Source organism: Paenibacillus uliginis N3/975 (assembly GCF_900177425.1).
GTDB classification, from domain to species: Bacteria; Bacillota; Bacilli; order Paenibacillales; family Paenibacillaceae; genus Paenibacillus_AQ; species Paenibacillus_AQ uliginis.
The window spans coordinates 4818961-4845065 of sequence record NZ_LT840184.1; the positions used below are offsets into that span (position 1 = coordinate 4818961).

Genomic DNA, 26105 nt, shown 5'->3' on the forward strand with positions numbered 1-26105 from the left:
ATGTTGAGAACCGCCATCGTGACATAAAAAAAACGTCTACACGTTCTGATCTCTATAAAAAAAACACGAGCACTGGGCTCGTAATTAGTTGCAGCTTATCTGTACTCTTTCCATCCGTTCAATCCTCCTGAAAGAAGCAGTTCTCTACATTCATCCAAGCTCACATTAGCCATAAGATCCAAGATGGACAGGTTCGGGACAAACGTCCCGTTGCTTTGCGGATATTCAGGACACTTCCAGTTTTGGACGATAATGCTCAGGTTTCGACTACGGAAATGTCCCAAGTCCACATATTGTTCGAATCCTTTACCGCCACCAACATAATGGGTGCCTTTCAGTTGATAAACCATTTCTGCAATTCGCTCAGACGCTTTCATGTTCTCTGCCAAGCTGATTGAGCTGACCACTTCGCCTTGCCAACCTAACTGACGCAGCATGTGAATCGTAAACTGTTCGCAAAATAGCCTAAAGCTGGAATTCATCTGTTGATGATGCTCTATATATTCGACGGCAGCAGACCAAATCGTCTTAAAGTAAGGGCTTTTGCCATAAGCATGGCTGAGTGTTGATTGAAATTTAGATATCCAGTCTTGATGGTACGCAATGGATGCGTCATTAATTTTTACACGGTTACCACCAAGAACCGGTACAACAAAAATATGCTCACGGCCGTTCACTTTCAGAGGAACCCGAGTTTGACCCACCTTCCTATTTAGCTGAACATCATCAAGAATAACCCAAACATCGCTATTCATAATGCGATTGAAGTAATGAAGAGGGGGGAAAACATTCGGCTGATAAATGCATATTATCTTTAGCATCTCTTCGTCTCCTCCGTCATGGTAATTCCGGTCAAAAGGTTTCCCTAACTGGCAAACTTATTTATCGAAATGAATCAACGCATAGCTTATGCCATACGAGTCCTTGAAATGATCATCGAATATTTGCATATCTGTTCTTCCCAATTGCTTAAAATGATGTGTCATATAGGATTTATCAGCGACCTGGGCACCGAGCTTCTTTACAAAAGGCAACGATAATTTATGGTCTGTACGGATGATGCCTGTGAGTGTATTATATTGGGGCATATTGTTCCATTCCTGAAAAAGCTGTAACATAAGCTTTCTGCCTATATTTTCACCGGGATGCTTGGGATGAACAGCAACCCGGTGGACATGGATAACACCCGGCAAGGGTTCGGAAGAGATTGAAAAGGCGATAAGTTTATCCATATCCTCCTTCACCACACCAAAACTTGTATCATACTTTCCCGGCAGCTCTGAAAGAAAGTGGATCTCTCCCCATTCTTCGGTCGAATATAAGTGCCCTCGCTTCAAATAAACAAGATGCTCCAACTCGAGCAAATCAGATAGATAGCGCTGGATATTGTTCTTATCCAACTTAATAACGGACAGACCTTTATCTAACATTTTACGCTTCACTCCTAACGGCTGCTTTAGATACCGGAGCATGATTATAAATATCAAGCACCTCATTCGTCATTTTCTCAAGCGAAAATTGTGTCATACCCCATGCTTTAGCTTCCTCGCTCAAACGTTTTTGCATATTCGGCTTTTCTAACAATTTTCTCATTTGTCTATAGAGCGCACGACTATCATCTGGAGGAACCAGAAATCCGTTTTTGGAGTGTTCCACCATTTCGGTAATCCCGCCGGCCTGGGAACCAATAATTGCTTTACCTGCAACGAACGCCTCTACTAATGAGTAAGGATAGTTATCCTGGAGGCTTGGGATTACAAAGATATCGGCTTGTTTCAAAAGAGCAGGAATATCACTGCGCATTCCTAAAAATTTGACAGAATCGCCTAAACCCAATCGTTTGGCTTTTTTCTTCAACGCTCCTTCATTCTCTCCCCTTCCTACAATCCAGCAAACCCAATCGCTGCGTTTCTTTTTCAACTTTGCCAGTGCATCTAGCAATACATGCTGCCCCTTCACTTTCTCCAGTCGTCCAGTACAGATAATGATAGATTTGTCAGAAGGGCTTTTTAGTCCAGTCTTCTTACTCATCTGACGTTGAAAAGCTGCGACATCGATTCCATTCGTAATGACCTTCATGTTATCCGTAGGGATTGCACACTTTTTGTACACATCCAGGAGCCATTTCGAAGGAACGATCGTTGCATCACATTGCTGAATGACTTTTGTTTCAAAAGTCGATACGAGATCCCAGCCGGTAGAGTTCGGTCTTATATAACCATAGTAATAGTATTCGGCCGTAACACAGCCATGCACCGTCAGAATTAAAGGGGTAGCGCGGGGCTTATAATGGTTCAAAATACTGGCAGAGACAATTTCTTGAGCATGGATGATTTGATATTGCGATACATCTACCATTTTGACAGCATCAAAAAACTTCGTAGCCTCATCCCGTATATTGCCTAAATATTTCAATGCCTGATTTCCAATCCAGTTGGATGGTAATACTGAGATTTTTCTTGTGCCCGCCCTTTTTCTTTTTAACGGATATTGGCGGTCGCCTTTAGTGATACAATACTCACCATGATCTCTGGCCAGGATGTGTACTGTGTGGCCTTGCTGTTCAAGCCCCAACTTTAATTCATGCATATACTTCCCAAGTCCTCCTCTGGGGGGATAGGCATATATGGTTGTGAGCAGTATTTTCACGAAGTATTCCTCCTTTTTTCTATTAAAGTCTGATTTATACTATGCCAATCTTCTAAATCTTGAAGGGTATACTTGAACTATTTATTTGCAAATAGGTAAAAAAAAGACCGCATTTTCGCGGGTTTAAATGAGTTAAGACATATGTGTTTATTCAAGAAATTAGCGACCGCAAGAGCAGGTTAATACAGTTCTAATTTTTTTCCGAGCACTTTTATTTTTTCTAAATAACTTGGCAGCAGCTTCGCCTCTTTTTTGCCGGTTACCGCCCAGTTCAACTGAAGGTACAAGCTTTTCTCAAGTATTTTTTTCAAATAGGCCATCTCATATAATTTCATGGGATCTATATTAAATACAACACCATTCTTTCTCATCTCATTCGCATACAAATGAACACATCGATGAGTGATCACCTCTTCTTGATCTTTCCACTCTTTCCGATAAGCCAAAAAAACGCCAACCAAATTGACGAGATCATACCAGCAAGGGGCATATTTCGCACCTTCCCAATCGATAAATTTAATGTCCCATTTGTTTACATTTACATTGCGACAGACGATATTGGCGGTGTGCAAATCCCCGTGGATAATGCAGCAACCTGCTTTTCTCACCTCTGGAAAATATCCAGGTCCTTTCTTCAGCAGAGCCCGCAATAGGGAGTAATATGGCTTGATTTTAGTATTGAGATCTTTCTTCTTCATCGCTTCGCCGAGATAATAAAGCGTTGATTCATTTAGACGTACTCTTTCCTCATGTGCTTCCCTGGAATCAAATCGAGGCAGCCAACCTGCGAATAAACGTTCCTGCTGAATAAATCGTTTATCCATCGTAGCCGCATGAAGCTTTGCCAATGTCGGAATGATCTTGTCAAAGTGATCAGGGTTATACTGTACCCTCCCTTTAAGAGGTTCAATATGTTCCATGAACACCCACAAGTCGCGACCGCTTACATTTTTTTTGGTCATATATACTTTTGGCATGAACGGCTGCAGGATTTTTCCAGCTTTACGGTATATATTTTTTTCAACTGTACTTTCCGGACGAGCTTCTTTCAGTTGTTTAGAAATTTTAAGTATGACAGAAAAGCTCTTGTTATCAGCATCAATAACCAATTTCCAGATACTGCTCTTGTATGAGTCTTTTAAGCATTTTATTTTTCGATGATTTAGTGTTACTTCCTTCGCCGAAAGAAACTGGAATGATTCAGAAAATTTCATCTTACGCCATGTTCTTCGAATCAATCGCTTGTCTATTTTGCTGGTCCGATTCACTAGCCCTCACTCCATTTTCGCTTTTAAACATTCTATGTCGACAAAAGATACGCGGATCATTCATTCGCCTAGTTATAGAGCAAATATTCGTTATTCGTCTTACCTAAAAAAGAAAAGGCAGCCCTATGTGAAAAAAGCTACTTCACATTTGACTGCCTGTACGGCAATGATGAAGTTGATGCTGCAAAATGCCCATCTTCGTAGCCTTGGGCAAATCCAACTTTAAAATCATCATTGTATGCCTCATTATATCCTTGATTAACAATCGGAGGACGTTCGGGGGAGATAGACCGCCTTCGCCGGGTTTCCTGTCTGATTCTGTAACGCCCTTTGGCACCGTGTCGCTTGCGCTGCCCAAATTTCATACCGTAACGTCGCTTTGTTCCTGCGAACGTAAGGCCACGCCTTGCCCGAGGCGACGATTTTTTACTTCCGGAATGAAGTCTTAACCTGTTGCTTTGCCCCTTTGATGCCTTCATACCAAATCCTCCAGTACCCCCAGGTTTCTCTCTTCCAACATATCATCGTTTCGGTATGCCGAACATTCGGGTTTTAACCAGGGTGATGCTGGTTTGCCTAACTTGGAACGGTTTAGCCGTATGCCTGTCAGCATCTCGGCCATTACAGACTGATAGGCGTTAAGCAGCCGGATATTCTCGGCGAGTTTACGTGCAGTAACATCGGAGTGGGCTGTTATCTCCGCAATATTTTCCAATATGCCAGCCAATGCATCCTGACTTCTTGCGATGGATGAGATCATAGCGACTTTAGCCTCACGCTCCCGGTATAATCGTGCTTTCATCAATCCTGATCTCCGAAATCAAACGCATCAAACCCCATACTGTCAGCATTATCATCCTCCGAGGTTCCCATAGCAATACGCAGATTACGGCACAATCCTGATCCGATTCGTGTCAATCCCTCGATCTGCTCTACAATCTGCTCATGAATAGATAACGAATCCTTCAATTCGCCACCATCAGAATATTGAGTCGAAACCCATTGGCGAACTTTCTCCGCTTCAACAGCCTTCCCTTGCAAAATAAGATAGGTGTTACGCTGAATCACAACAGATGCATCCAAAATCCGTAAGAAAGATTCCTCTTTGCTCATGTACGTTCCCCCTATACCAACCAACATTGATTCTTCTATTCTTCTGCCTGTTCATTTGCCCTTAACTCTTTCATCGCGACTTCCAAAGTGTCTGCCACCATTTGCTGCATATCGGCCATCGCGTTCAAATAAGCTGCAATACTACCGTTTACTTGCTCCACCTGACCTTCACTTGATTTCGTTTCATCAGAGGATTGAAGTTGACGATTAGGTAACGAGTGTATATTAGGGGGCTGAAGTTGATGATTGGGTAACGAATGTATAATCTGGGCCATGCGAACTGCTGCATGCCGCTGGGCTTCAAAGATTCGCGCCATCTGCTGCTGGGAATGCGAAAGATGCTCCACCATATCATTAATTTTATTCTCCAACTTGGAACTCTCCTTCAATTTCTTTTTTTCAGCATATGCGTGAACAAGCTGACCGGTGCAAACATCTATACATACGAAACTATCAACACTTCAACACTTCGGATCAGATGAATCTACCGGAAGCCTCCACCATGATTCTATTCTGATTGGGGATACGCCCTAGCCATTCACTTACACTTTCTTTCAAAGTTGCAAGACCTTCATCCCACCAACCAATATCGGATAATAGCTCCCTTCGGAACAGAAAACAGCTAACATTCATTCGAGAAAGGACATCCTCGTTCCCGGAACGAACATATATTGTTTTCACCGATGACTCTCTCTCGAGTTCGAGCATTAGATCAATCATCCAATTATCGGTGTTAGGCGAGACACCTATCAAAACGGCCAATATCTGGCCATGTGCAGCGAATACTGCCTTGTTTAGAACACCGGCAATACCTTCACCGTTCCTAGCCGCAATATGTCTTACAGCCCCGGTTCGCTTCTGTAAATATTGCATGGTTATCTCTGAAGATCCGGCATTTGCAACAATCAGTTCATACGGATGTGGAGTTAAGGCTTCGATTTTTTGGATTGTACCCATTACATCTTCTCCAGGAAGGTGGGCCGGTATAATGATACTAGTCCCATTAAAAGGACGACGGCTGTCTTCTTTTCCGATCTGAAATCCTAAGGCATAACCAGCCTGAAACCCTGATTTAGGCATCTTTTCCGTCTCCATTTCAGGAAGAACAGCAGATAAAGAACTTCGCAATTTCATGCTCCGTCTTCTCATCGTAAACTGTCTTTCATATGATCAGCCTCCCAAAAATCTATTCCTATTGTATGTCCCCAATTCCTCTCTGTGACGGCATCTGTACGGTCTATTCATAATATCAGTCTTATGTATGAGCTTGATTTGGACAGGGCCCTGCGTAACACGAAAGGATGGGGGAAATCTGCTTCCTCCACCCTTTTTTACTTAAAGAGCCGTACTGCCAATGGCAATCCAGGACAGCCATCCTTCCGAAATCAAAGAGCCCTTATTCCGTGTAATTCCGATTACTGCCTCCTGCTGCCGCCGGGTTTGAATGCAAGCATGAAATGCCGGGTGATTACACGATGCAATAATCACATAATGCTCATCTCGATAGGATGACGGAAGCGGTACTGTAACATGGATAACATCCTGTTTCTCAGAAAAGGAAAAGGGTGTATTTCCGAATTGCTCAAGTACATTCAGTCCAGAAATCGCTTGTACTGGATTAAAGGTAAGATGAACAGGATGGACCGAATCAAGAGCCAGTTTGGAAGATATAACCGATTCCGGTGACAGGTGAATACTGTGCACAGTATAGTCCTCAAGAGCCTCGCTTCTTACACTGCGATGCCGAAGATGAGAGGCACTTATACTGTCATCCGCCAACGCGTGTTCAGGCGCATCACCATTTGAATCTGCCCAACTGTCTGACGTCCCCCTCACTGCCAATGTCTTATGATGGTCACCGTACCGCTGAAAAGGTCTTCTCCCTCTCCTTCGTGCGATCCTTCTGACTTTGTTCACAGGCGGCTCTCTCCTCTGTTATCATTCGTTACATCATCCTATTCCGTAGTTCCTGCCGCTGTCACAACCTTATATATTTTGCATCAACCGAACCCATCGCTCTGCCGTATGGTCCCATCTGAAACGCTGGCGTACTGACTCCCGCCCTGCCATCCCGATTTTTGTCCGGAGAAACTCATCTTCGAGCAGTCCATTTATCCTTTCAGTCAATCCGGTGGTTAGATAATCCGACGGAATCAAAAATCCGTTCACTCCATTTTCCACAATTTCGGGAATACCTCCCGCACTTGAAGCAATAACAGGGGCCCCTGCTGCCATCGCTTCCACATTAACCAATCCAAAAGCTTCTCTGGGTGAAGAAGGTACAACCACAATATCTGCGAGCGCATACCAGTCTGCAATACCGGGATAGGGTACAAACGGGAGGAATGTTACCCAAGACTGATATGATTTCGCAGCATTTTTCAACTTCCGGATATAAGATGTTTCTCTATCCGATCCATAAGAGGCACTGCCAATGATCAGTAATAGTACCTCAGGGTGCTTGTTAATGATCTGTGGTAGAGCTTCAATCAGATGATGAACCCCCTTATCTGGAATTAGACGGCCGGCAAACAGAATAATACGCCGCCCTTTCCATCCATAGTGAGCAAGTTTTGCCTCTCTGAGTGCCTTTGCAACCGGACTGAACGGAGGGGGAAATTGCTCCAGGTTAACCCCGAGATGATTAATCGTTATTTTATCTTCTAGCCAAGGATGATATGAGACAATATCCTCCAACAGAAAACGACTGTTAACTACGATTCCGTCCATCATGCTGGCTATTTTACCAAAGCTTTGTCTGTTCATATATGGAGGGCTGATAAACGTATTCGAATGCAAAGTTAGCACAACCTTAACACCTGGAAGTTGCATTTTGAGCCGCTGTGCCAAGAACGGTCTGTTGTGAATTTCAGCGACTTCCGGTTTCCACTGGTAAAGTCTGCGCAGCAAGGATCGATAATAAGATGCCCCGGATGGCAATCGATAACATGGAACCCCATTAATTGTTCCTTTTGGCGGGAGGCCTTTCCCCAAAACTCCATATATCCTAATCTCCATTGCCTCTTGAACCAAGGGTACCGTCTGTTCCACGACCCGTTCAACGGAGCTGCTCCTTCCCGACGGAATAACAAAAGACCCCGGTGTCACTACCGCAACCTTCCGCAAGCTCATAACTCCACATCCTTCTCACATCATACTTCAGCATATACCGGAGGAGGGTCTATTGGTGACAAATAGGAAGTGTTCGAACAGAATAGGCGGTAACCTCCCGACACCCGTCCATCCGGGACAGGTTACAAGCCGCATAGAATGACAGAGAATAAGCTATTGTCAAAAAAGTTGTGACAAGGAGGATGACCATGCAGCCGCAATATGTCGGCATCCTGCTCAATGACAGCACGTATCGCGGTATTCCGAACGGGAAGACCGGTACAGAATCTATGGAGAATTATCAAGAAGCGGCCGAGATGTACGGACTGATTCCTTGTTTCTTCAGAATACAGGACCTATCTTTGGAAACCTGCACAGCTGCTGGTTACATCCGGACAACGTCCGGCTATTCGCTAACCGAGCTCCCAATCCCGCGTGTAATACACAACCGAGCCATTTATCGTGATAAACAGGCTCACCAATTGATCGACCGGCTCCTCTCGTGGGGAATTTTCATCTACAATTCCAGTACCCGGTATGGTAAGGACACCGTTCATCTTATGCTGGAAGAAGATCCAGTGATCCGCCCTGCTCTTCCGCAAACGGTTCGTGCTAATGCTGCGTCGATTCGTTCTATGCTTGAGCAGCACGGAGATCTTATCCTGAAACCGTGCCGCGGGAGCGTTGGACTCGGTATCATGCGGCTGCGTAGGGACAAATTTCATGACCATTTTACGTACTCCCGCTCTTCCCCTTCGGCTAAGGGTTGGAGAACGGTGCGTTTATCCAGAGGAAATCTGCCGCTACTACTGCGGAAAAGAATACGTGCTCTCCCTTTTCTAGCCCAGCAGCGAATTCCACTGGCTGAGTATGCGGGCAGGCCTTATGATATTCGTGTCACAGTACAACGGGGACTACGCGGAGTCTGGGAAGTAAGTGGAATGTTCGCCAAGACGTCACCGCCTCGCACCTTCGTCTCGAATATCGCTCAGGGAGGATCAGCTTATCCTGTGCGTGAAATTTTCTGTCGTTCTTTGCCGGGTATGCCGCCGGACCTACTAATTGAACGTACGGCACATTTTGCGATCCAAACCGCCCGTTCCCTCTCCAAGCACATGCCCTATGCGGCTGACTTCGGCATGGATGTCGCTGTCACTTCGGAAGGACTGCTATACTTTATTGAAGCCAACGGGCGAGACCAACGTTATGGATTCCGGGAGGCCGGAATGGAAGAGGTGTGGAAAGAGACCTACCGCAAACCGATGGGATTTGCACGTTACCTGCTAGATTCGGGGATCTGGCCAGCGTATTAAAATTTAGCAAGCATAAACGGCTTTGCCGTCTTTGACAGGCAAACTTACGTTTCGCGGAGAAATCTAAGGTTGAAGTATCGTTCCGAACTTATACTTTCTTAGTAAAAACAGCGATTCCCTCATGGGAACCGCTGTTTTCTGCTTGTTATATGTCAGGATTCCGTGTAGTCTTCACGGTCTCCACTCTGAAACTCCGCCTTTTCGGCACTTTGTTTATAAACGGCAGCCAACACTTTCTCATAAGCACCCTCGAAACATTCGGGCAGAATCGGTTTCATTTCATCCAACACAGGCAAAAGTTTGTACAGTGCCTGAACTTCTTCCTCCGTCAATCCCAATGGGTACATTGCAAAATGACCGATAAACGTATACCCACGGCCACGGCCTTTATGGGTAATAGGAATGTGCATCGCGCTCAGTGCGTCCATATCCCGGTATATGGTTCTCTCGCTAGTTCCGCACCGTTCCGCAAGCTCCCTGGCTAATATACCCGGTCTTGCCTGAACGAGCGTAATAATTCTCATCAGTCGGATCAGTCGGTCTGTCATCTGCATTCTCCCTATCATATCTAGTAAATTAGACTTATATAACAAGACTTTATACTAGTACATTCGACCCCTATATCTATATTCCTTCTTTACCGACTATTTAATTAGAACTATTCCGATTATGCTTTTAACAACTTGATAATAAGCCTAAAGTCCCTTCGATTGGTAAACAACTTGCATTAAACATCAAACCCCCACACCAGAAGCTGCATAGGAGTCCACAAACGCATAACCCAAGTTATATAAAATTTCTGCTTCCCTTAAATAATCAACGTCACCTAAACGAAGGGCATATAAAAGCATTTCATCTGCCCGACGGCGAATTATTTCTTCCCCTTCCACCAAATAGCCTCGTTCATATGCTTTAAGAGCGTTTTCAACGATAGAAGGATTTTGAAGCAACTTTGTGTATTTCTCTACACGAAGATCAATCGTCTTATGAAAAATGGCTGTGTGATTGCTGAACTGCAGCGAAATTGTGCGTGAAGGCAATATGACATGTCTGTGCATTTCATCCATATAAGTCCATAGAGCTGTAACGACAGTATGAATCCCTGATGAACGCGGAGCAAATTCAAATTCCAACACGATTTGTTTGGCCATTCCTTCCAATAAACAGCCCAGGTTCAATGTAATATTTCGATCGTTTAACATCTCAGCTTTATATCCATATAAAGCATTAATCCGAACGCCAGCCCCCAACTGAAGATGAAGTTGGACTTGTTCGACAACACGATTGAAAAATGTTCTTTGTTTTCTCGGCCGTGCCGCGGTTCCTCGCCACTCCACCAGCAAATAGACGTGATTGGCGCCGCTTGCGGCTACATGGTTTCTACTCCATGTAAAATCCGTATACAAGCTCGACTGCAACGCACCCACCTCTTTCTTATTCTTCTATTAATGTACCAATTCGGATGGACAGCTTCCTGTCACGGAACATATGTTCCCATCATAATTTCGACAAAAATAGCACTTTTATTCTTGACTGGCATCTTTTTCATTCTTTAATCCACGAATGTACACAAAAAAACCCGGAGTAATGCCTCCAGGCTTTCATTCTTATTCGTTTCCCCGTCCAACCAATTATTAAATGTCGACATTTTTTTACTCCATATGACAAAATAATATCGGGTAAATGGTATTATAGGAACTTGAAGGCAGCTGTTTCGTATAATATTTCCATGATGATTCTATTATATTTAGGCGGTGATCCCGATGGACAAGCTTAGAATTTTAAAAATAATAACTCTTCTCCCGCTGCTTTGGGCAACTGGTAGTGAACTCTTCGATAATGGGCACACCGCACATGCGGGATACTTCAATGATGTATATGACAATTTCCAGCAATTTTCGGAATTGCCTGATGAGATAAGCGAATTAAAAGATCGTTACCAAAACGCGCTTAAGGACCTGGACCGCGCCCGGATCGACACCGAAATCTATCAGAAGCAAAATGCCGATTTAGCCGAACAAAACCGCCAGCTTACTGAAATGGTAGAGCAGCTTCAAGAAGCTGAGGCAGCAAGAGCTCGAAACTCCGACCGCTTGAAGACGATTGCGATTACGACCGCTGCCCTCCTTGCCGGTTATTTTATACTGATACGGGTTCTCCGCTTCGTAATGCGGCGTACCAACCGGTTCTGATATTGCTTGTTGTCACTGTTGTTTATAAAGGGGGAACTACATATGATCATCCGGATGGAAGACGCCTCCGGTAATGGCGCAGGCCAAGCGGTCACTTTTTCGCTTCAAGAGGGTGATGTTGCCCATATTCTGCATCCAGACCAGATCGTCGCTTACCGCGGCCCGTCTCATGGGCGTAGCGATAAGCTTATGAATGTTAAGGGAATGTACCGCAAGCAGAAACTGATTCGGGCGGACATCAGCGGGCCGAGCCAGTTTACTGCAGCTCTCCCCCGCGGCTTTAACATGCGGGAGATTCAACTGACGGACAATCAGGACATGCTGTATGACTTCCGCCATGTGTTTTTTTATACGAAAGGCATTAACATGCAAACCCGAATTTTGAAAATCAAAAATATGTTCATCACGCGTGACGCCGTCAAAATGAAATTCAGTGGAATCGGAAGCATCGGCATTCTTACCCAAGGCCCGGTCTGTGAAGCCAAACTGCATCCGACCGAACCATTGTATGTGGACGCCGGCAGCATCATCGCCTATCCGGAGAATGCCAAGCTGGAATTGACCGTATACGGCAATCATTTGGCGAGTCAACATATGAATTATCATTGGAAGCTGACGGGCGAAGGCTCTGTCTTGTTTCAGGCAGGGCGGCAGAACCAACAGTTAGAGCGGGAGATGAATGATGAGGGCATCATAAAACGGTTTTTAAGGGAAGTAATCCCGTTCGGTGGTGTATTTATCAAATAGAAACATCGTGTTATAATGAGACTCATGTGGTTACAACTACGGTTGTTAACTGCGCTGACAATAGAAGACAATCCATGCGCCTGCCGCGTGGGAGAGGTTCGTGAACTCCCTCTATAAAAAACTATACTGTCTTATATTTCTCGCAGAAACGCCGTCGCCCTTTTGAAAAGGACAACGAAGTCGTTTCTTCTTGTATGATAAGGCTTGTTTTTTTACGGACTCAGTTCAAGAACTTCTCTTTCTTCTTCAGGCCAGCCCTCTGCTGCCTGCTATCATTTGAAGAATGAGAGGTTTTTTGTATGCTTAAAAATGAAAAAGCGGTTGTCGTATTCAGCGGTGGCCAGGATAGCACTACTTGCCTGTTTTGGGCAAAAGAACAGTTTGCCGAGGTTGAAACCGTGACCTTTGACTATGGACAGCGACACAAATATGAAATACAATGTGCGGCACAAATTGCCGAAGAACAAGGCGTCAAGCAAACTGTGCTTGATATGAGCCTCTTGAATCAGCTTGCGCCAAATGCGTTAACGCGCAGTGATATGGAAATTAAAGAAGGTGATGATGGTGTACCGAACACATTTGTTGACGGACGCAATCTTCTGTTTCTCAGTTTCGCGGCTGTGCTCGCCAAGCAGGTCGGTGCCAGACATTTGGTTACCGGCGTATGTGAAACCGACTTTAGCGGATATCCCGACTGCCGGGACAATTTCATTAAATCACTGAATGTAACACTTAACTTAGCAATGGATTATCCATTTGTTATCCATACACCTCTCATGTGGCTCGATAAAGCCGATACATGGGAGCTGGCCGATCAGATGAATGCACTGGATTATGTGCGTCAGAACACGTTAACCTGCTACAACGGGATTAAAGGTGACGGCTGTGGCGAATGCCCTGCCTGCCAGCTCAGAAAGGCCGGACTGGACAAATATTTGAGCCGCCGGACGTTACAGATTAAAGGAGGGGTTCAGTAATGACCCGTCAACCTGGAGCTTTTCGCATTGTAGAGCAACTGCAAAAACTGGGTGAAGATATCGATACCGGAAGCCTTCGCTACCACCGTAAGCGTGTGCTCGTCTCCAAGGAATTCACTTTTGACGCGGCCCATCATCTGCACGCATATGAGGGTAAATGCAAAAATCTGCACGGACATACGTATAAAGTTGTATTCGGAATCAGTGGAAAACCGGACGAGGTCGGAATTACCGTTGATTTCGGACAAATCAAGGAGATCTGGAAATCCGCAATTGAGCCCTTTCTGGATCACCGTTATTTGAATGAAACACTGCCCCCGATGAATACAACGGCCGAAAACATGGTGGTTTGGTTATATGAACAAATGGAACTGGCTCTAACACAACAAGAAACCTTTACACAGCAGGAGACACGAACCGAATTCGTACGGCTCTACGAAACACCGACCAGTTATGCTGAAGTTAGACGGGAGTGGATGGAACATGAGTAACAGCGAAACACTTTCTCCGGCTAAGCTTTCTTCTGGAAGTTCGGCAGCTGCGAGCGTTATTGACCGGCCGATTCCCGTCATGGAAATCTTCGGACCAACCGTTCAAGGAGAAGGAATGGTCATTGGCCGCAAGACGATGTTCGTTCGCACCGCTGGCTGTGACTACCGCTGTTCCTGGTGTGATTCGGCGTTTACTTGGGACGGCAGTGGAACCGATTCGATTTCCCGCATGAATCCTGAAGAAATCTGGCAGGAGTTATTCCGCTTGGGAGGCGACCGTTTTGATCATGTTACACTTTCCGGAGGAAATCCGGCACTACTGTCCCAGCTCGATGGATTAGTAAACGTCCTGCACAGCCATGGAATAACCGTAGCTGTGGAGACTCAAGGCTCACGTTGGCAGGATTGGCTCATTGACATTGACGAAGTGACCATTTCGCCGAAGCCGCCAAGCTCAGGGATGAATACCGATTGGACCAAGCTTGACGATATGATCTCCCGGCTGTCAGCACGTGCCCCTGGACGCTCCTTCAGTCTTAAAGTCGTCATCTTTGATGATCTCGATCTTGCTTACGCCGAGACCGTTCACGAACGCTACCCGAATGTTCCTTTCTATGTGCAAACGGGAAACCCGGACGTAAGTACAACATCCGAAGCGTCTTCACACATCTCGGGATTGCTTCAGCGCTATGAACGTCTCGTTGATGCGGTGATGCAATCCGACCGTCTGAATGACGTTCGGGTACTGCCTCAGCTTCATACCTTGGTGTGGAGCAACAAACGGGGCGTATAAATCCATTCTGAACAACTAAAACATGCGAATAAAGGAGTTTGAAAATATGGCTGGAAGACAGCGCGATGAAATGGAAGACATTACTCTGCTCGGTAATCAAGGTACCAAATATCAATTTGAATACGACCCAAGCATACTTGAAAGCTTTGATAATAAACATCCATACCGTGACTATTTCGTAAAATTCAACTGCCCTGAGTTTACGAGCCTATGCCCGATTACAGGCCAACCGGACTACGCCACAATCTATATCAGCTACATTCCGGATATCAAAATGGTTGAGAGCAAGGCACTGAAACTGTATCTATTCAGCTTCAGAAACCACGGCGATTTCCACGAGGATTGCGTTAATATTATCATGAACGATCTAATTAAGTTGATGGATCCTCGATATATTGAAGTCTGGGGCAAGTTCACTCCACGCGGTGGAATCTCCATTGATCCATACTGCAACTATGGCCGCCCAGGTACGAAGTACGAGGAAGTGGCTGCACATCGTCTGATGAACCACGATATGTATCCTGAAAAAGTAGATAACCGTTAGTACCAAAAACCGGAGCATGCTAAGTATGCAGCTCCGGTTTTATTCTTCTAAAGGGGGGATTCTATATTTTTCAGCCGCCCGGTGACTCTGCGCTTTTTATACAGCATTTTCCCTGCCTCGGCTACATCTCCGATCGTACCTTTGTTACTGATGGAGCCAAATACAATACCGGCAATCGGTATAAGCTGAAACAGTTTTTTCATACCGAAGCTGTCCGTGTAAGACTGCACTACTTCACGCCAGCCCTGAATCTGCGAAAATACCTGATCCGAATTGCTCTCATCATCAAATGCCGCTAGTTCCTCCAACACTGCTTTCTTACCGACAATGTCAGCCGATGAGAACTGCAGGCACTTGACAATAAAGACGCGCTCCCGCGGGTCGTCAGGGTCATATCCGTAACACAACGCCATTTCCTGCAGCACCCTCAGAGACTGTCCCAATACGAGTGGTATATCAGCAGCCATCGTAAATATGCCCCCAATTCCTGTTGCGGCTCCTTGAGCAGCAGCGAACTTAACCCTCTTGGCAGTAATACCATCAGCAACCGTATCCATTACACCAATAGGGAGCTTGGAAGCCTCCCCCAAGGACAGCACTCGTTCTGCTGAAGTATCGCTGCCACTCGTGGTATCATCCTCTGCCTTACTGCCGGCGCTGCGTTCTGCTTCAAGGGAGCTTTCCATTCCTTCGCGCCCATGTGCGGCTGTCTCAGTCAGTATGATCAAAACCGACTTCTTCCTTACGAGATACTTACCTCCGGATTGAATGAAACCGCCAACTTCATTCAGCGCTTCACCCACTTTATCGCGGACTATTTTCGGGGTTAGCCGGTCCAGAAGCATAAACGGAATCCGTCCGATTTTTTCCCAAAAGAAAACGTCCTTCTGTTCCTTTTCCCATTTTTTTATCGTCTCCAGCTCTGATTCCAGATACTGCCTTGATTCCATATCGTTCATTCTCTCTCCCCCTTATTTGTCTATGAAGGTTATACGCACAAGTTCCAAGAATGACGCGACTATTTTTTATAAGAAAAACGTTTATCGACGTACCTCAAGAAGGCAGACCGCACTAAGTGGTAGTTTTTCTTGCGAGATAAGGATGTAGTTTACTCCGAAGTCTATACTTTTATCTAAAAAGCACAAAAAAAGCCGTCCAAATGGACGGCTTCATGATCCTTCATGAAAAACACTATTATTTTCCCAGAAACGCGCTGAGCATCCAGTTCTGCTTCTCCACCTCGGTCATCATACCTGTCATCAGATCAGCCGTTGGATCATCACCCTGTTCACCCGCAGATTCAATACCAGCTTTCAGTCCCTCTACAATCACTTGGAAGTCAGCGACCAAACGTTCAACCATCTGCTCCGCACTAGTCTCTCCAGAAGCTTCTTCAATGGTGGCAAGCTTCAAATATTCAGCCATCGTTGCTGCAGGTTTACCGCCAATGGCGAGCATCCGCTCTGCAATCTCATCTACATAACCGGCAGCGGTATTATATAGTTCCTCAAATTTTGCATGCAAGGTGAAGAATTGAGGACCTTTAACAAACCAGTGATAGTTGTGAAGCTTTACTCCTAGCAGACTCCAGTTTGCAAGCTGTGTATTCAATACAGCATTCAGATCGTTTGTTGTTTGTACATCTTTAGTCAGGTTACTCATTTCAACATACCCCTTTTCCAATGTATTATATTTAGACTTATTCTAATTCCTTGTATTGAGTATATCATACTATATCTGCATTAGCAAAAGAGTTTGGCATTATTCAGATGAAGTTAGGATGAAGATTTTGAGCCCTATTTATACCCAAATGTTATGTTGGCACACAGGAACGCGCTGTGAAATACATCATACACAGCCAAACTATGATTTTTCCAAGCCGGACCCGGTTAACCCGAAAATCGACTTCATTTGTCTCCTCTTTGTTTTAGGGCTCATCACATATACGGTATCTCCTTGTTCAAGGATCGTGTTGCCTTTCGGCGTAATGATTCGGTCCTTACGGATGATCGCCGTAAACAAAATATCATCGGGAAGATTCAGGTTCTGAATCTCCTGTCCGATCACCGGCATATTGTTCTGAACTTCAACATGGTTAATTTCGGAATTGGCCTTCCCCAATGCAAATAGCTCCAACAAGGACGGTGCCTGCGGTTTATCCTTTTCAATCAGCTTCAGCTTGACTGCCAATGGCGAAATCGTAGTCCCTTGAATGATCGCTGAGGTCAGAACGACAAAAAACACGACATTAAAAAACATCTGTCCTCCCTCGATCCCAGCGATAAGCGGATAAGTCGCCAGTACAATCGGCACCGCTCCCCGGAGCCCAGCCCAGGCGATCATCATCTTTTCACGAAATGCAAACTTCGTGAACAACAAGCTAAGTAACACACCGATAGGACGGGCTACAAACATAAGCAACAAAGACAGCAGCAAGCCCTGCCAAGCAATGCTCGTCAGTTGATTTGGGAATACGAGCAGACCCAACAGCACAAACATCGCAATCTGCATCATCCAGGCAAATCCCTGATTAAAGGCAAGAATCGTCCGCCGGTATGTCAGTTCTGTATTTCCAAGCACCAAAGCCATAACATAAACGGCCAGGAGTCCACTGCTATGAATCAGTTCGGCAGCGCCATACGTCAATATTGCAAAACCAAGCGCCATGACGGGATAAAGTCCGGAAGAATCAAAATTAATCCGATTGATAATATATACTGCCAGAAATCCGACCAGAATTCCGACAACGAGGCCGAGACCCATCTCCATGAAGAACGATAGGATCATGCCGCCAATGCTGATATCCGGGGCCTTAATCCATTCGATTAAGGAAACCGTCAGAAAAACAGCCATAGGATCGTTGCTCCCGGACTCCGCCTCAAGTGTTGACGTTATTCTCTCCTTAATATTCAGTCCACCAAGGACAGAAAAAACCGCTGCCGCATCAGTCGATCCAACAATGGCACCGATCAGTAAACCCTTTTCGAGAGATATATCCAGTATGTAGGTAGCGCAGAGCCCGATAACTGTCGTTGTCAGCAGAACGCCCACCGTAGCCAGTGATAAAGCAGGCCCCAGAACCGGCCTGATTTCCTTGAACTCGGTCTGCATTCCCCCTTGAAATAGGATGACAATCAAAGCAAAAATCCCGACCAGTTGCGTGATCTCCGCATTATCGTAATAAACGTAACGGCTCAAGATCATGCCCAAAGCAATAAACAGAACCAGTGCCGGCATTCCAAACCGGGCTGAGAACTTGGTCGTCAGCACACCCGTTAACAAGAGCAGCGCAGACACCAATATGACAGTATCAACAAAGCTTAACAAGTTCATCCCTCCGACTTGAAGACTTGCTATATATTACCCTAAAAAAGACAGGACAAGTCGATCAATTCTTTAAAAACGTTTGTTGGCGTTGGCCGCGCCGGATATTATACTGGAGATATCTGTATTTATAAAAAGAAAGACAAGGGAGGCATCAAGCTACCGTGAACATTAAATTAATGGAATCCCAAGCCTTAAACCAAGCCGTGGAATTGTCAGACCGTATCTTCCTAAAGCAACCGGAACAGCCATCCATGGGACAATCCTTTCCTATGATTTTTGAACCTGGCATCAGTCATTCCTATGGAGCTTTTGATGCTGAAGGTAAGGTAACTGCATTTATGGGCCTTGTCCCGTTTACGATCCGTACTGAGGCTGCTATGCTGAAGACCTTTTCCATTGGTTCTGTCTGTACGGACCCTGACAGCCGCGGAAAAGGGTTAGCTGGAGAACTGCTGAATCAATGCAAGGCCCATGCCGAGCGTTCAGGAGCATCCCTTATTTTCATTTCTGGAGCCCGGTCTCTTTATACTCGTGCAGCTTGCCGACACTTCGGTCGTGCCATGCAATATCGCCTGACACCTCAGGATACCCTTCAACTAAAAGGCAAGCTGCAGGGTCCATATCAGGTTCGCGAGATGACACCGGATGATATTTTCAAAGTCCATGGATTGATCGAGAAACGTACAGCCGCTTATGTTAGCTCTGCAAATGAGCTGGATAAGCTTCTTGGGGCAAGCGCCTTTTCGAATGTGATCCGGCTAGAGCAGAAAGTTCTCGTAGCCGAGCAGAACGGTACTCTTGTTGCCTTCGCCATAATCGGTGTACCAGGAACTACGATGACGCCTTCCAGACCAGCAACGCTAATCGAATGGGCCGGACATGACGAGGCTGCGGCATATTTGTTATCTGAGGCTTTTGACCGCTACGGCCTGCAAGAGCTAATCGTGGCACTCCCATGGCAAGACCGAGAGCTGTCAGTCTTGTTGGAAGCAGCAGGCTCTGAAGTCCAAAATACGCGCAATTCCGGAACACTATATCTCGTTAATGGCCGGGAGCTTCTGCGTCAAATTGCCCCTATGCTTCCTGAGGAAGCAGCAGGCATTCTGCAGGCTGAAGGCGATCACGGACCTTATTTATATAAGCAAGACGGGGAGACCGTCATATTAGATGATGAGGGACTTCTTTCACTTCTATTTGATCCAGAATCTCCTCACCGAACGACAATAGCAGAAGCCGGCGATACAGTAGTTCATGGCTTTACGCTTCGCCCGATCCCGCTGCCGTACACGGAAGGATTGCAATATATTTAAGCAGACTCACCTACAATAAAGCCCCCGACATAGTCGTCGGGGGCTTTATTGCGTTTGCGAATTCCCTCATGAACGATATTCATGCTATCTGAGCGTTCCGATATTGGGGACATAGAGATCATGCTTCAGTAGGATAGATTTACCATACCGATTCCGATATAATCGAGACAGTCATTGATGAGAACACTTTAGGAGGAAGATCATTGAATCTTCGAAAAGAACCATTTCGTTACTTATTTACTGAGCCCCATCCTTGTCTGCTCGAATTGACAGAATTTAATGGAACTCCTGTGAGCAGTAAGCCCGCCGAAGCAGTACTCATTAATCTGAGTAAAGGCGGATGCAAAATTGTTTCCGGCTTAAATCTTCATGCTGATACTAACCAAGTGGTGGTGAAACTTCATCTTCCTCTTACTGAAACACCGATTCTGTGTCCGGCGACCATTCAATGGCAGCGGGCTCAAGATTCCACCCGGTTTGAATATGGCTTGCAGTTCCAGCTTCCTCCATCAGAGAAAGAACGTATTTTAGTAGATCTTAGAACACTCGCCGCGGAACGCAAAATCGTAGTGGAATGACACATAGACCTTGCCATATTGGCAGGTCTTTTTTTATCCATAGTATTTGTAAATATTTAACTGAATAGGGATTTGTGATAATATAAGATAGCAAGCTGGCATATTCACATCGGGTAGACGTTAAAAATTTTAATAGGCTGGTGATGCTATGGATTGGTTTAAACCGTATGAGAAAGATTTAGCCGACGTTTTTGCGGAATGCGGCGCCAGAATCGCTAATTTCCCTCCCCCTCTGAACCAAATCGGACTCCAGTATATGCAAAAATTTGATGTATTTCAGCAGGGCAGTGCCAAAAACTACATTTGTTATCTTCTCCCCTTCTGGATGAAAGACCTGACCATCCTTCCTTCAAGCGTGTATCACAGTCTTTCGACCGCCAACATCTTCGGAATGCTCTACTTCTTCATTCAAGATGATATTATGGATACCCTGCCAGACCATTACACCCCGGGTATGTGGAAAAATCAATTGGCGCTGGCCAACCTTCTTCACGCAGAATTCATAAGTATATACCTACAGTTCTTCCCTGCCGAGACACCGTTCTGGACCTACTATAGAACCTATATTCAAGAATGGTCCGAAGGGGTTATTTACGAGAGTCAGCATGATTACTTTCAACATGACCCCATCCAGATTGCCAAAAAAGCCGCACCTGTTAAGCTTGGAAGCACAGCTGCACTGCTGCTTGCAGACCGCCACGACCTCGTCCCTGCGGCAACCGATCTCATGAACCACGTCCTTCTCACCCTACAAATGATGGACGATTGGGCTGATTGGGAACAGGACTTATCTGACGGAAGCTACAACTGTCTGCTGTCTCTCATCAAGTCGGAATACAACCTCCCACGCAGCCATACGCTATCCATCGAAGAAGTACATCGTGCTGTATACCTTCACGAATCACTCAACCATTATGTAAGTATCGCATCCGCTACTCATCTAAAACTCCTTAGCATAAACTTGGATGCCCCTCACGTCATATCTTTTCATGAAATGCTTGTAGACGAACTTATCTCAGAAGCGGGAAACATCGAAAACGGCCGTAAAATGCTTGAGCATGGTGGTTTAAACTATTATTTGTCTTCATTAAACAAAATTTAATAGATTTTATAATTATTCCATGGTATTCTTAAGAAGTAAATAAAAACCATTTTATTTGAAAGGGTGATTCTAATGACGACAGAAGCCATCTTTCAAACACAGTTGATTCAAAAAGCATGGGAGGATCCAAGCTTTAAGGCAAAATTGCTTAGTGATCCAAAATCCGCCATTAAAGAGGTACTTGGCGTATGGATTCCCGACCACATCCAGATTAAAACCGTTGAAGAGCAGTCGAACGAGCTGTATCTCGTCATCCCGCCGAACCCTTCCGGAGTGATCAAATCCGAGGCCAAGGAAAAAGCCATCTGGTAATGACTACATAATGTATCCTAAAGAATACATGTTCACATTATAATTCTGTACACAAAGAAGTGGGGACGAGCCGTCCGCCACCGCAGCACCAGGCATTAACTGCCAGCTGCGGGAAGCGTAATAACGGCTTCCGTCCCCACTCCTTTTTTGCTGCTGTAATGAATGTTTCCTTCCATGGCCTCAATAATCCGGAATGTGACCATCAACCCCAGGCCGGTGCCTTTGGTTTTATTAGAGAAATATGGCTCACCTAGTCTGGTAAGAACATCTGCGTCCATCCCCTCCCCATCATCCTCTACATGTATAAACACTTGTTCCTGCACGACATATGCCCGAATATGTATTTGACCCTCTCCATCTAATGCTTCAATGCTGTTCTTGATAATGTTAATAAGTGCCTGCTTGAACTTGGATGAATTCCCCTGGATACAAATATCATCCGGGATATCTACCGTAATTTTGCCTCCCTGCAAATGAGCCAGCGGAGCCAGTATCCCTTCAATATGCTTGAACTCGTCCGACACCTGTAATACCGCAACTCTACCGTATTCAGGTTTGGCAAAGGTAAGAAAATCCGTAATAATGCCTGATGCCCTGTCCAACTCTATCATTGCCATATCCAGATACTCACGCTCTGCAGCTTTGGACTTTCCGCTTAATAGTTGCAGAAATCCCCTAGTCACTTGAAGTGGATTACGCACTTCATGTGCTACCGATGCAGCCAATTCGCTAATGATATCCATCTTTTCTGAGCGCTGCAGCTCATTGTTAAACATTTTTAGCTCTTTGGAGTACTTTATAATCTGTTCATGATTTTGTGCAAAGACTCGTCCCAAAATAATGATTAAAGCCCCTATAAATCCAGCTACGCCCCATTTCCACAGAAAAAGATGATAATCACCTCCGCTTACAAAAAAACGGATCAACTCGCCCAGGCTGATGCCAGCAAATATAGCAAAGCCGATGTTAAAAATGACAGCGTCCTTGTTCCCTTTAACCGCATATACCATCGAGCTTACGAATAGAAGCATAAATTGGATGATCATCATAAATCCAAGCACCTTAACGGAAAAAAAGTAATACATTTCGTTGAAACGGTCGGACGACAGGTAGTTTAACAACAGGAACAGAAGACAAAAGGCTGAATACCCCATTTGGAACTTACGCAGCTTTCGAAGCAGTCCATTTTGTCCTGGACCGAACATTTTTTCGAAAAACAGACTGAAGGAAGGCAGCAGAATCAGTAAAGATATGTCATAAAGCTGTGTAAACAGCCTGCCGTAATTCTCAAATAACGTATAAAGGAAGGGGGAATAAGTAAATACAAGTATCCCAACAGACAATATGACTAGAGATAAGGAGAACACACTTACCATGTAGCGTCTATTTAAAAATATCGACCAGACTAGCATTACACATGCGATAAATATAAAGGTACAGCCAAGAACAATATCCACCAGATTGTTTTTAACAAAGCGGGTAAGCAGCGTATGAAAATCCCCTACATATGCTTTATCCTGCATGTTTACATAATCTTTTGACATTACGACCCGTATATACAAATTTCCAGCTGTCAATTCTTCATACAAGGGCAGAAAAATCTGGTTCCTCTTATAGTTATAAGTACGGCTGGATTCATACAATTTCACCTCATCAGCAAAAATTGAGATCTCCTTACCGTAAATTTTATCAAGCAAAATGCTCGGGGTTGAGGTATCCACAGCAGGAAGTTCCATCTTGATCCATACCGCTTTTGCCGAAGGTGGTTTTAAAATTTTGGAAGCAGCAGGCTGCCACTCATCAGCCGGAACATTCAAAGGCACCGACTCTGATGAATCTCCTGCGGAATCGCTCCATAGTATAGACCAGTCCGTAATGTTCAAGGCATCTGTCGATTTTCCATGTGCAGTGCCAGAAACGCAATATAATAGAGCTGCTGTAAAAATAAACAGTAAAAGCACCCTAAATTTCAACGTAAACTTCATCGTACACCTCAACCATAGATTTTAGGCGACCTTACATGATTAACTGTGAATATGTGTTTCTGAATTATTTCTGAAATAGATTCGATAAACGTATCAAAATTACCTGCAAAATTTCCGAAATTTGAAAAAATATTCCTGATATGTACGCAATAACATAAAAAAAGACACCTCATGGTGTCTTTTTTATTCCGTATCTCCATCATTTATCTGTAGTGAATGCATCTCTTCTTCAGACGGTGCCACAGGTATACTGATAACAACCTCCGTACCAATACCCTTATGACTTGTAAAATAGATGCTTCCTTTCATTGCTTCAATAATTCGAAAAGTAACCATTAATCCGAGCCCAGTTCCCTTGGTTTTGTTAGAGAAATAGGGTTCTCCGAGCCGGGAAAGCTCTTGCATATCCATCCCGATTCCGTTATCCCGAACATGAATAACAGCCTCTCCCTTGTCTATATAAGCCCATATCTTGACCGTTCCTTCTCCATCCAGAGCTTCAATGCTATTTTTGACGAGATTAATCATCGCTTGTTTGAGCTTTGATGAGTTGCCCAGAATGTGTATCGTTTTGGGTACTTCCAGATGGATCGTGCCGCCGCCAATGTTGGCCAGAGGTATTAAAATCCCAGTAACATGCCGCAGCTCATCAGACAAATTTATTTTCGCTACCTGCTCCAACTCAGGCTTGGCAAAGGTAAGAAAATCGGTAATAATCCCTGAAGCGCGATCCAGCTCATTAAGAGCCAGATTTAAATATTCCTGCTGATCCGGGCTCGACCTCTCTCCAAGTAGCTGCATAAACCCTCTCGTCACCTGTAGGGGATTGCGGACCTCATGAGCAACGGAAGCTGCAAGCTCACTGATGATCTCCATTTTCTCAGAGCGCTGCAGCTCGTTATTAAACAACTCCAGTTTCTTCGAATATTTAACTACTTTTTCATGACTACGAATAAATTTCTGACCCAGCATGACGATTAGGGATACTATAAATCCTAGCACGCCCCACTTCCAAAGAAAGAAATGGTAGTTGCCGTTATTCACGTAAAAAGTCAACAGATCCCCCAAAGCTGTAACGGCCAGTAAACTGAACCCTACAGAAAAAATATATGCGTCCTTGTTTCGTTTAGCCGCATAAGTGATCGTAGTTCCTACCAGAAGCAATATCTGCAGGATCATAATAAGCCCCAGTATGCGAGCCGAAACCAGATAATAAGCATTATAGAATTGGTTACTGTTCAGCTGATTGACGATAAGGAATGCAAAACAAAATGCAGAGTAGATCAATTGGAATTTTTTCATATGACGAATTAAGCCAAATGGACCTGGTCCGTATATTTTCTCAAAATAAAATGTTAACGAAGGAACTAGGATAAACAGAGACATATCAAACAATGTGACCCATACCCTTCCGTATTCTTCATAGAAAGTATACAGAAACGGTGAATACGTAATAAGAAGAATTCCGTAAGAGCAAATGACCAGACTAAGAGACAACCATGTTGTCCTTGGCTGTCTCGGCAAAAAGAAGCAGCTAAAAAACATGACTATGGCAATAAAGAGAAAAGTGCTGCCCATGACAAAGTCACCCAGATCCCTCCGGATGAAGTTTCCTCGCAGATCCTCATATTCTCCGATGCTCATGCTACCTTTAATACCGTTCGAATCCATCGGTGTTTCAAGCCATATGTAAAGTGTCTTTCCCATATCCCCTCGCTGAACCGGAAGCAGCAAACGATGGTTGGTATACATATATTTGCGGTGGGATTCAAAAATAGGTTCCTCCTCCACGAAAACCCGGACGTCCCGACCCTCCACTTCATCGAGCAGAAGAGCTGGATAATTCCATTCATTTTCAGGAAGGGCCACTCGAAACCAGGCGGAAAAAGCATCTTCAGGTCTGGAAAGTCTTTCTTGGTGTTTAATATTGACCCAATCCGGAGAATTTTTCACTTGAGCTGGGGATACCACCGCTGCCGGTCCTTTTACATCCCATCTTACTTGCCAATCAGGGACAAACGTATGTGCTTCACGTCCTTCGACGTTCAGTGGAGTCGACAATAGAAGAAGTACCACCAGCAGTACAATTTTGATCCATACGACGAAATATTTAGGCACAGCCTTCATTCGGTTAGCACCTCTACCCCTGTTCGTAATTAAAGCAAACTACCGTTTCGCATTTAATTCATTGTAACTCCTATCAATATATCATGAATTCGGAATACTGTTATTTATTTTTGACCGAAAAACTAGGAACCTCTATCCAAAACAAAATCTCCCAATGAATCAAATC

Annotated in this window: 29 protein-coding genes; 11 read left to right on the forward strand and 18 right to left on the reverse strand. The window is 44.7% G+C overall.

What is annotated here, in order from left to right; all coding sequences use genetic code 11:
• Positions 1-95 precede the first annotated feature (95 nt).
• The 11 genes from B9N86_RS22700 to B9N86_RS22750 all read right to left on the reverse strand — a co-directional run bounded on the left by B9N86_RS22700 (position 96) and on the right by B9N86_RS22750 (position 8162).
• Positions 96-821, reverse strand: a complete 726-nt coding sequence (locus B9N86_RS22700) for a WbqC family protein (RefSeq protein WP_208915389.1) — start codon at positions 819-821, stop codon at positions 96-98.
• Positions 822-878: 57 nt separating this feature from the next.
• A complete protein-coding gene (locus B9N86_RS22705) occupies positions 879-1472 on the reverse strand; it encodes a GNAT family N-acetyltransferase (protein ID WP_244562806.1) in 594 nt (197 codons plus the stop codon).
• Positions 1432-2649, reverse strand: coding sequence for a glycosyltransferase family 4 protein (locus B9N86_RS22710; protein WP_208915391.1), 1218 nt, complete (start codon positions 2647-2649; stop codon positions 1432-1434). Before B9N86_RS22710 ends, B9N86_RS22705 begins: the two co-directional genes overlap by 41 nt.
• Before the next feature lie 179 nt (positions 2650-2828).
• Positions 2829-3917, reverse strand: coding sequence for an aminoglycoside phosphotransferase family protein (locus tag B9N86_RS22715; RefSeq protein ID WP_244562807.1), 1089 nt, complete (start codon positions 3915-3917; stop codon positions 2829-2831).
• A 137-nt stretch (positions 3918-4054) separates the two neighbouring features.
• Complete coding sequence (locus B9N86_RS22720; protein WP_208915392.1) at positions 4055-4396, reverse strand: hypothetical protein; 342 nt, start codon at positions 4394-4396, stop codon at positions 4055-4057.
• Positions 4393-4719, reverse strand: coding sequence for a hypothetical protein (locus tag B9N86_RS22725; RefSeq protein WP_208915393.1), 327 nt, complete (start codon positions 4717-4719; stop codon positions 4393-4395). Before B9N86_RS22725 ends, B9N86_RS22720 begins: the two co-directional genes overlap by 4 nt.
• Positions 4719-5030, reverse strand: coding sequence for an alpha-helical endospore appendage domain-containing protein (locus B9N86_RS22730; RefSeq protein WP_208915394.1), 312 nt, complete (start codon positions 5028-5030; stop codon positions 4719-4721). The genes B9N86_RS22725 and B9N86_RS22730 overlap by 1 nt, the downstream gene beginning before the upstream one ends.
• Positions 5031-5065: 35 nt before the next feature.
• The gene (locus B9N86_RS22735; protein ID WP_208915395.1) at positions 5066-5401 is read right to left on the reverse strand and encodes a nucleoside-diphosphate sugar epimerase; all 336 of its coding nucleotides are present in this window, start codon (positions 5399-5401) and stop codon (positions 5066-5068) included.
• 103 nt (positions 5402-5504) lie between these two features.
• Complete coding sequence (locus B9N86_RS22740; RefSeq protein WP_244562808.1) at positions 5505-6164, reverse strand: glycosyltransferase family 2 protein; 660 nt, start codon at positions 6162-6164, stop codon at positions 5505-5507.
• A gap of 201 nt (positions 6165-6365) precedes the next feature.
• Positions 6366-6947 carry a WIAG-tail domain gene (locus B9N86_RS22745; protein WP_208915397.1) on the reverse strand — a complete coding sequence of 194 codons (582 nt, stop codon included), beginning with the start codon at positions 6945-6947 and terminating at the stop codon, positions 6366-6368.
• 69 nt (positions 6948-7016) lie between these two features.
• Positions 7017-8162 carry a glycosyltransferase family 4 protein gene (locus B9N86_RS22750; RefSeq protein WP_208915398.1) on the reverse strand — a complete coding sequence of 382 codons (1146 nt, stop codon included), beginning with the start codon at positions 8160-8162 and terminating at the stop codon, positions 7017-7019.
• A 188-nt stretch (positions 8163-8350) separates the two neighbouring features.
• Here B9N86_RS22750 and B9N86_RS22755 point away from each other — a divergent pair, with 188 nt between their 5' ends.
• Positions 8351-9454 (forward strand): YheC/YheD family endospore coat-associated protein, encoded by a 1104-nt coding sequence (locus B9N86_RS22755; RefSeq protein WP_208915399.1) that lies wholly within the window; start codon positions 8351-8353, stop codon positions 9452-9454.
• 152 nt (positions 9455-9606) lie between these two features.
• On the opposite strand, the gene B9N86_RS22760 is transcribed toward B9N86_RS22755, so the two are convergent.
• Together B9N86_RS22760 and B9N86_RS22765 are read right to left on the reverse strand one after the other, a co-directional pair.
• A complete protein-coding gene (locus B9N86_RS22760; RefSeq protein ID WP_208915400.1) occupies positions 9607-10002 on the reverse strand; it encodes a helix-turn-helix transcriptional regulator in 396 nt (131 codons plus the stop codon).
• Positions 10003-10188: 186 nt separating this feature from the next.
• A complete protein-coding gene (locus B9N86_RS22765; RefSeq protein WP_208915401.1) occupies positions 10189-10881 on the reverse strand; it encodes a hypothetical protein in 693 nt (230 codons plus the stop codon).
• A 336-nt stretch (positions 10882-11217) separates the two neighbouring features.
• On the opposite strand from B9N86_RS22765, the gene B9N86_RS22770 reads away from it, so the two are divergent.
• The 6 genes from B9N86_RS22770 to queF all read left to right on the forward strand — a co-directional run bounded on the left by B9N86_RS22770 (position 11218) and on the right by queF (position 15198).
• Positions 11218-11646: a hypothetical protein gene (locus tag B9N86_RS22770; protein WP_208915402.1), complete on the forward strand. Its 429-nt coding sequence runs from the start codon at positions 11218-11220 to the stop codon at positions 11644-11646.
• 42 nt (positions 11647-11688) lie between these two features.
• A complete protein-coding gene (locus B9N86_RS22775) occupies positions 11689-12393 on the forward strand; it encodes an AIM24 family protein (RefSeq protein WP_208915403.1) in 705 nt (234 codons plus the stop codon).
• A gap of 299 nt (positions 12394-12692) precedes the next feature.
• Positions 12693-13370, forward strand: a complete 678-nt coding sequence (gene queC / locus B9N86_RS22780; RefSeq protein WP_208915404.1) for a 7-cyano-7-deazaguanine synthase QueC — start codon at positions 12693-12695, stop codon at positions 13368-13370.
• Entirely contained in the window at positions 13370-13861 is a 492-nt protein-coding gene (gene queD, locus B9N86_RS22785; RefSeq protein ID WP_208915405.1) for a 6-carboxytetrahydropterin synthase QueD, read from the forward strand. Before queC ends, queD begins: the two co-directional genes overlap by 1 nt.
• Positions 13854-14654, forward strand: a complete 801-nt coding sequence (gene queE, locus B9N86_RS22790; protein ID WP_208915406.1) for a 7-carboxy-7-deazaguanine synthase QueE — start codon at positions 13854-13856, stop codon at positions 14652-14654. The genes queD and queE overlap by 8 nt, the downstream gene beginning before the upstream one ends.
• A 46-nt stretch (positions 14655-14700) precedes the next feature.
• A complete protein-coding gene (gene queF / locus B9N86_RS22795) occupies positions 14701-15198 on the forward strand; it encodes a preQ(1) synthase (protein WP_208915407.1) in 498 nt (165 codons plus the stop codon).
• Positions 15199-15245: 47 nt separating this feature from the next.
• Here queF and B9N86_RS22800 read toward each other — a convergent pair whose 3' ends face one another.
• The 3 genes from B9N86_RS22800 to B9N86_RS22810 form a co-directional block, all read right to left on the reverse strand.
• Complete coding sequence (locus B9N86_RS22800; protein WP_208915408.1) at positions 15246-16157, reverse strand: EcsC family protein; 912 nt, start codon at positions 16155-16157, stop codon at positions 15246-15248.
• A gap of 235 nt (positions 16158-16392) precedes the next feature.
• Entirely contained in the window at positions 16393-16860 is a 468-nt protein-coding gene (locus tag B9N86_RS22805) for a Dps family protein (RefSeq protein WP_208915409.1), read from the reverse strand.
• Between the two features lie 201 nt (positions 16861-17061).
• A complete protein-coding gene (locus B9N86_RS22810) occupies positions 17062-18531 on the reverse strand; it encodes a potassium/proton antiporter (RefSeq protein WP_208915410.1) in 1470 nt (489 codons plus the stop codon).
• 155 nt (positions 18532-18686) lie between these two features.
• On the opposite strand from B9N86_RS22810, the gene B9N86_RS22815 reads away from it, so the two are divergent.
• From B9N86_RS22815 to B9N86_RS22830, 4 genes are all read left to right on the forward strand, one after another.
• Positions 18687-19835 (forward strand): GNAT family N-acetyltransferase, encoded by a 1149-nt coding sequence (locus tag B9N86_RS22815; RefSeq protein WP_208915411.1) that lies wholly within the window; start codon positions 18687-18689, stop codon positions 19833-19835.
• Between the two features lie 203 nt (positions 19836-20038).
• A complete protein-coding gene (locus B9N86_RS22820; protein WP_208915412.1) occupies positions 20039-20413 on the forward strand; it encodes a PilZ domain-containing protein in 375 nt (124 codons plus the stop codon).
• Positions 20414-20561: 148 nt separating this feature from the next.
• Positions 20562-21515 (forward strand): hypothetical protein, encoded by a 954-nt coding sequence (locus B9N86_RS22825; protein WP_208915413.1) that lies wholly within the window; start codon positions 20562-20564, stop codon positions 21513-21515.
• A gap of 72 nt (positions 21516-21587) precedes the next feature.
• Positions 21588-21827, forward strand: a complete 240-nt coding sequence (locus tag B9N86_RS22830; protein ID WP_208915414.1) for an NHLP leader peptide family RiPP precursor — start codon at positions 21588-21590, stop codon at positions 21825-21827.
• 95 nt (positions 21828-21922) lie between these two features.
• On the opposite strand, the gene B9N86_RS22835 is transcribed toward B9N86_RS22830, so the two are convergent.
• A complete protein-coding gene (locus tag B9N86_RS22835; RefSeq protein WP_208915415.1) occupies positions 21923-23812 on the reverse strand; it encodes a sensor histidine kinase in 1890 nt (629 codons plus the stop codon).
• Positions 23813-23995: 183 nt separating this feature from the next.
• A complete protein-coding gene (locus B9N86_RS22840; RefSeq protein WP_208915416.1) occupies positions 23996-25939 on the reverse strand; it encodes a sensor histidine kinase in 1944 nt (647 codons plus the stop codon).
• Positions 25940-26105 lie beyond the last annotated feature (166 nt).

What these genes read in the sequence shown, in the direction of transcription:
- B9N86_RS22700 (WP_208915389.1), bottom strand. Translation starts at nt 821, where the DNA reads ATGCTAAAGATAATATGCATTTATCAGCCGAATGTTTTCCCCCCTCTT.
- B9N86_RS22705 (WP_244562806.1), bottom strand. Translation starts at nt 1,472, where the DNA reads ATGCTCCGGTATCTAAAGCAGCCGTTAGGAGTGAAGCGTAAAATGTTA.
- B9N86_RS22720 (WP_208915392.1), bottom strand. Translation starts at nt 4,396, where the DNA reads ATGAAGGCATCAAAGGGGCAAAGCAACAGGTTAAGACTTCATTCCGGA.
- B9N86_RS22725 (WP_208915393.1), bottom strand. Translation starts at nt 4,719, where the DNA reads ATGAAAGCACGATTATACCGGGAGCGTGAGGCTAAAGTCGCTATGATC.
- B9N86_RS22730 (WP_208915394.1), bottom strand. Translation starts at nt 5,030, where the DNA reads ATGAGCAAAGAGGAATCTTTCTTACGGATTTTGGATGCATCTGTTGTG.
- B9N86_RS22740 (WP_244562808.1), bottom strand. Translation starts at nt 6,164, where the DNA reads ATGAAATTGCGAAGTTCTTTATCTGCTGTTCTTCCTGAAATGGAGACG.
- B9N86_RS22750 (WP_208915398.1), bottom strand. Translation starts at nt 8,162, where the DNA reads ATGAGCTTGCGGAAGGTTGCGGTAGTGACACCGGGGTCTTTTGTTATT.
- B9N86_RS22755 (WP_208915399.1), top strand. Translation starts at nt 8,351, where the DNA reads ATGCAGCCGCAATATGTCGGCATCCTGCTCAATGACAGCACGTATCGC.
- B9N86_RS22760 (WP_208915400.1), bottom strand. Translation starts at nt 10,002, where the DNA reads ATGACAGACCGACTGATCCGACTGATGAGAATTATTACGCTCGTTCAG.
- B9N86_RS22770 (WP_208915402.1), top strand. Translation starts at nt 11,218, where the DNA reads ATGGACAAGCTTAGAATTTTAAAAATAATAACTCTTCTCCCGCTGCTT.
- B9N86_RS22775 (WP_208915403.1), top strand. Translation starts at nt 11,689, where the DNA reads ATGATCATCCGGATGGAAGACGCCTCCGGTAATGGCGCAGGCCAAGCG.
- queC (WP_208915404.1), top strand. Translation starts at nt 12,693, where the DNA reads ATGCTTAAAAATGAAAAAGCGGTTGTCGTATTCAGCGGTGGCCAGGAT.
- queD (WP_208915405.1), top strand. Translation starts at nt 13,370, where the DNA reads ATGACCCGTCAACCTGGAGCTTTTCGCATTGTAGAGCAACTGCAAAAA.
- queE (WP_208915406.1), top strand. Translation starts at nt 13,854, where the DNA reads ATGAGTAACAGCGAAACACTTTCTCCGGCTAAGCTTTCTTCTGGAAGT.
- queF (WP_208915407.1), top strand. Translation starts at nt 14,701, where the DNA reads ATGGCTGGAAGACAGCGCGATGAAATGGAAGACATTACTCTGCTCGGT.
- B9N86_RS22800 (WP_208915408.1), bottom strand. Translation starts at nt 16,157, where the DNA reads ATGAACGATATGGAATCAAGGCAGTATCTGGAATCAGAGCTGGAGACG.
- B9N86_RS22805 (WP_208915409.1), bottom strand. Translation starts at nt 16,860, where the DNA reads ATGAGTAACCTGACTAAAGATGTACAAACAACAAACGATCTGAATGCT.
- B9N86_RS22810 (WP_208915410.1), bottom strand. Translation starts at nt 18,531, where the DNA reads ATGAACTTGTTAAGCTTTGTTGATACTGTCATATTGGTGTCTGCGCTG.
- B9N86_RS22825 (WP_208915413.1), top strand. Translation starts at nt 20,562, where the DNA reads ATGGATTGGTTTAAACCGTATGAGAAAGATTTAGCCGACGTTTTTGCG.
- B9N86_RS22830 (WP_208915414.1), top strand. Translation starts at nt 21,588, where the DNA reads ATGACGACAGAAGCCATCTTTCAAACACAGTTGATTCAAAAAGCATGG.
- B9N86_RS22835 (WP_208915415.1), bottom strand. Translation starts at nt 23,812, where the DNA reads ATGAAGTTTACGTTGAAATTTAGGGTGCTTTTACTGTTTATTTTTACA.
- B9N86_RS22840 (WP_208915416.1), bottom strand. Translation starts at nt 25,939, where the DNA reads ATGAAGGCTGTGCCTAAATATTTCGTCGTATGGATCAAAATTGTACTG.